The organism is uncultured Jannaschia sp., from assembly GCF_947494025.1.
Taxonomy (GTDB): Bacteria; Pseudomonadota; Alphaproteobacteria; order Rhodobacterales; family Rhodobacteraceae; genus Jannaschia.
The window spans coordinates 1-5,032 of the sequence record NZ_CANLTQ010000068.1 but is presented as its reverse complement, the minus strand read 5'-3'; the positions used below and the strand labels follow the sequence as shown (position 1 = coordinate 5,032).

Here is a 5,032-nt window from a genome sequence, read left to right as displayed (position 1 = left end):
CGATCCGCGCCCACGAGAACACGTCGCGGACGGTCAGAGGATGGCTGACAGCGGTCAACCAGTTCGCCATACTGTTCGAGGACCGCTTCTCCCCCGCCAGGGGCTGAGAGCGGCCGCCACGTAACCGGACCGGCCGCCGGATACACAGAACTCCTGACACTCCCTCGACGCCGTCTCGATCACCGCCGCAAGCTTGTCAGCTGAGGTCCAGCCCTCCGGGCCCGCATTCGCATCGGGCAGGAACCGGCCCTTCGCCCGCGCCGCTGCCCGCCACTTGGCAAGCGTGGCCCGTGAGATCCCTTCCTCCTGCGACAGCCGCCCAAGGCGCATGTTGTTCGGCGGCAGCATCTTGGTCAGAACCGCCGCCTTCCTCTCCGGTGAGTACGCCAAATCGTCATCCTGTCCCGCCCGCCTCAGTGTACACTTTCAGTGCAAGAGCGGGCGACAACTCTCCTGACAGAGGGGGTAGATCGGGATCGCAATGTCGACGGGCTTCGAGCCATCGGCACGCGCCTTGGCTTTGCTGTATTTGACCGTCCAGCGACCATCGACATCCTTCTATGCCGCCTTCGCGGGCTTCTCCGGCCAGATCTCCGAGGCCGCCTTCCCGGCCTTGATCGCGGCCTTCTCGCCATGGGTGTTCCTTTGACGCGGCGCCGCGACGAGGCTCGCATCCACGATCTGACCCGAGCGCGGGATGAACCCCGCCTGGTTGATCGCCAGGTCCATCTCCGCGAACAGGACGTCCAGCGCATCCGCCCAGATCAGCGCCTCGCGAAAGTCCCAGAGCGTGTTCGCGTCTGGCACCGTATCGGCGATCCCGAGCCCACAGAAACGCATCCAACTCAACCTATCGCGGACCATCCGTTCGTTCCGCGGGACATCGATCCACTGGATCAATGTCTGTCCCGCTCCACCCTCCAGGCTCAGCCCATGCAGGCTCTGCAAGACCAGCATCCGGAACTTCAGCACCACGTCCATCGCCGGACGCCCGCCCTTGGAGCTGCGTGGCCGGCCCGTTGCGCGCTCGAGGATTGGCCGGAAGCGCTCGAACTCCACCGTCGCGCTCAGCGTCTCCAGCGGATCGCCCCCGGCCGAGATCTCCGCCAGCCGGTCCTCGACGCTCCAGAACCCCGACTGCTTCGACATCGCAACCTCCCCCGTCTCAAGGGGAGTGAATCATTACAGGCCACAGAGCGGTAGAGGTTTCCGGAGGTGTCCACCTGAACCGGCTTTGCTTACGTTGAGATGATCGCTATGAAACAAGTAGGAAAGAGGTTGGCTCCGTAAAATAAAATATACAATTTCAGAGGGATTATTTGAGTGGCCAAAATAATAACCGGCAAAGAAACAGCAAAACAAGCCCGTAAAGTCTGTACGGCAGTTGGCGAGATTTTTCTCGCCGTCTCGTACTGGGGGGAGGTGCGACTAAAGCGTTAAAACTTTCTGCCCGAGCGAAGAATGTCCATGTTGTTCTCAACGTTGCGCACGGCGGTACAAACCCGGAAGAACTTGAGGCATTAATGAAGATGCTTCCTGGTCACGTTCGAGTTCACCCAACGCTGCACGCCAAAATGTACGCATCGGAAAAACGAGCGGTGCTTGGTTCGACAAATGCGTCTGCTCCTGGTTTAAACTGGGGAGGAACTGGGCATGCCGAAGCCGGGGTAGTAATGAAAGGCACAGACGCACAGGCGGTGCTTAAGCTGGCAAAGAAGTTTTACGATGAAGGCCAAGATGCGTCCGATAAACACCTCCAAACATGTCGAGAACGTTTTGGTCGCCGACCTCTCGCTGCTACTTTGAGCGGTATTTCAAAGCCGAAGGGTGGTGCAGGAACTGAGGATCCAGTCAGTACGCTCCTCCACCGCTCCGACGTGTTCGGACCATTGCCAGTCATCATTTCTGAAGGAACAGCCAATCCGAAAATTCTGGAGAAGGACTGGAATGAAAGGACTGGAATGAACAGCGGTCTGCGGCTGAAGAGCTACCCGAAAATGCGCCTTACAACGCGTCGGAATGGAGCTACTTCCAATGGGATCTAGATGCCCGTTACCGAGGCAAAGCCTGCTTGGAAATCCATAAGAAAGTTGATGACCATCTGTCGCTCCATGTTGTACAGCCAATTTTTCACCAGGGTAAGGTAGGGACGTTTGCGCGCAACCTCAGTTGGCCCATTGTTGGGGATCTAGGACAGTATTGGCGTGGAAAGGTACGCAACATTCCAAGAGATAAAAAGCTCAGTCGAGTACATGAGGCACTAAGCAATCATGACTATTTGACCGGGTGGGACGTTTATGCAGAGCTAAGGACCTCGAGTTCTGCGTGAATTTTACGGCGCTTTAAGTTGTGTGCTCGCTGCGTCGATCAATATAGGCTCAAGGCGGAAATGCAGCAGTGCGGCAAGTTAGGCGCCTCGCGGCAACTGCGATATCGTCACTTTCGTCACATAGTGGATATTCAGCGAAATCGCTCGAGTTTACTTTGCTTTTGTGAGCGCAAGCAAGCTATCGAGCTTCTTGTCCACAGGATCAATAAGATTCAATAATTTTGGATCTTTGAGAGTTCATCTTTCGGATCTGGCCTTTTGGCAGTGTGAATTGAAGGAGCTTTATGGGCGTAGTCGCCTCGAGACATTCCGAAGTTGTCGATCTCAGAAAGAAATAGTCGGTCAATATCCACAGGATCTATTCCAATCGGAATCAGCATTGAAAGTATATTTCTCTCCCGAACGCCGTGATTGTCCCTTGAAATCCGCTGGACAAAAGAGCTTGTGCAATCATTCAGTCTTTGCTTTATTTCGATCTCGGATGGCCACGCCTTCTTCTTGCTAGGTTCGGGAGGGTCGATGGTGTGGGGCGGAAGCCCATGCTCACGGCCACTAAAACCCATCAGAGCAATGGCCGGCAATGATACTTTGCCAGTAGTACGACATTGAGAAAGAGCACTCTTGGCTATTTCAATCGCTCGAACTTCAAAATATTCCTCTATAGCTGCGTGGCACAAAATTCTGAACGCGACAACTCCTGTGAAAACACGCTCGCGATAATCTCCCATAGGATTGAACTTGGCCGGAAGAAGGTGCTTTCGCAATGATTGAGCATTTTTCTTCAACTCTCTGTAATGGCTGGATGGCACTGGCAGTCACCCATTAAATTGAATTCGGCCATCAACAGTATGGGGAGGGGCAAGCTGCAAACCACAGACAGCATTCAGAGTCTCACCCCATTTTCTTAAACGGATCACGGTGTTCGGTATGCCCGCAGTATCACTCTCTATAGCATCCTTAAAACCTGGGTCAGAGAAAAGCTCATTGTATGCAGGGCGGAGCAGTTCAGAGTTTTCTTCCATAGACTCCCTAACCTCCGCCTCTGATGCATAATATGAAAGCGCGTCGAATATGGCGCGATTGAATGATCGGGAACCGGGCTTGCGAGCAAGCTGATCCTCGAAAACCCTAAAAAGCGTTCTTATTCCTTCATCAAGCGAGCCGGATAGCTGACGGAAGGTTTGCTCATTTTGCCCCCAGCTATCATTTCCCTGTATGCACGTTTCATCGAGAAAACTCTTCATACGCCCTCGATAGTCCGCGAGGTGGGTTTGAAACGCCAGATACCGAACAAGGATCTCCACGTCTCTCATCCGAGGATCTGGGCTTGATCGCCCAAGAAGACGTTGGATTTCTCTTGAATCGGCGGAAAAATCATCGACGAATGTAGTGAACGGCCCTGGAGCGATCGCTTGGCGCAATTCCTGTGGCGAAAGCTTCACGCTTTGAGTGTTCAACCTCAAGAACACCTGATAGAGAAAATCTCTATTCGGCTAGTTCCGAATAATTACTGTTCTTATTGTGTAATTGAGGAATGAATTCAAGTCCCCCTCAAGTGCAGCGTCGGCCTCCATTCGGGAATAACGCACCCGTTGGAGGTCACGTCTCGCGTGTAAGCCTGACAACGCAAATCCCTCCCCAGGCCCCTCACCGCCACCGGTGAATTTGAGCAGGGAAAGTAGCCTTTGCTTGCCGTCCAGAACCAGATACCGCCCCTTCTCGGTCGGGATCTCGGCAAGGACAAGCTGCGGTATTGGGAGACCAATAAGTATCGACTCGATAAAGAGACTCTTTCTTGAATTACTCCAAGCATCCCGCCTCTGGAAATTTGGATTGAGTTGGATGTTTCCCCGACGTAGTTGATTTAGAAGCGTTTCAACGGTCTAATCCGTCGAGTATAGAACTGCCTCAGAAAACCGAGCAAAGCTGTCCTCCTGGACCTCTGGTTCGTCCTCGTCTTCAAACTCAAACTCGTCAGCCATAGCCAAATTTCCCAATATTCCGTCGTGACACTAAGAGGGTAGCTTCACATGCTAAAACGATTAGTTGCCTTGTCAGCCATTTTTTCGTCATTAACATGGTCAGAATTTCGCCCTCGTCCTGCGGCGCCTCCTCTACATAGTTCCCAGACAGATTCCTTCTCCATGTACTTGCTCCGCGGTATGTGTAGCGAACGACCGCTTCATCTTATTGTAGGCCTTTGGCCATAGGCGCAGCGAACGGCCGCCCTCCGCCCTCCCGAGACATTCCAGGCATCTCAGCCCCCTTGGTTTTCATCCGGACTAGCCGACGAAGACCACCCCGATCCGTCCGACGCTCTTCTCGCCCTCCCTTGCAAACCGCGCCCATCCGAGCTGCGGCCTGTACGCCGCCCCGGCGTCGAGGCAGATCGCCCGGTAGTCCTCCACCCCGTCCATCTGCGGCAGTTCGCCGGTCGTCTCCGCCAGCGACGTTCGGACCGCCGGCGTATGCCCATGTACGACGACTGTCGGTCCGATCCAGCGTTGCCCGGTTTCGGGATCGACATCCCATCCGCCCTGCCAGGTCAGGGACTCATTACGGATCCATGCCCAGTGCGTGTCGTCGTCTACGGGGCGGTCCCGGGCGAGATGGATGTCGTCCGGGGTGCACGGGTCCAGCCCGGCATGCACGCAGATCAGGTCGCCGATCCGGAGATGCGACGGCGCCGCCCGGATGGCGGCA

At 54.9% G+C, this 5,032-nt stretch carries 5 protein-coding genes and 1 pseudogene; 1 reads left to right on the top strand and 5 read right to left on the bottom strand.

All coding sequences use genetic code 11. From position 1 onward, the window contains the following. Window positions 1-558 precede the first annotated feature (558 nt). Window positions 559-1,149: a transposase gene (locus tag Q1B08_RS20845; protein WP_299823131.1), complete on the bottom strand. Its 591-nt coding sequence runs from the start codon at window positions 1,147-1,149 to the stop codon at window positions 559-561. 374 nt (window positions 1,150-1,523) lie between these two features. Here Q1B08_RS20845 and Q1B08_RS20840 point away from each other — a divergent pair, with 374 nt between their 5' ends. Further along, on the top strand, window positions 1,524-2,045 hold the full coding sequence (locus Q1B08_RS20840) for a hypothetical protein (protein WP_299823128.1): 522 nt from the start codon (window positions 1,524-1,526) through the stop codon (window positions 2,043-2,045). 496 nt (window positions 2,046-2,541) lie between these two features. Here the strand turns inward: Q1B08_RS20840 and Q1B08_RS20835 are convergent, their stop codons facing one another. The 4 genes and pseudogenes from Q1B08_RS20835 to Q1B08_RS20825 form a co-directional block, all read right to left on the bottom strand. Then, the gene (locus Q1B08_RS20835) at window positions 2,542-3,138 is read right to left on the bottom strand and encodes a hypothetical protein (RefSeq protein ID WP_299823125.1); all 597 of its coding nucleotides are present in this window, start codon (window positions 3,136-3,138) and stop codon (window positions 2,542-2,544) included. Window positions 3,139-3,144: 6 nt separating this feature from the next. Then, window positions 3,145-3,633: a hypothetical protein gene (locus Q1B08_RS20830; RefSeq protein ID WP_299823122.1), complete on the bottom strand. Its 489-nt coding sequence runs from the start codon at window positions 3,631-3,633 to the stop codon at window positions 3,145-3,147. A 189-nt stretch (window positions 3,634-3,822) separates the two neighbouring features. Then, window positions 3,823-4,194, bottom strand: a pseudogene (locus Q1B08_RS22210) (DUF262 domain-containing protein); the annotation flags it as partial. A gap of 417 nt (window positions 4,195-4,611) precedes the next feature. After that, window positions 4,612-5,032: hypothetical protein (locus tag Q1B08_RS20825; protein WP_299823119.1), on the bottom strand; the 421-nt coding region annotated here is incomplete at its 5' end.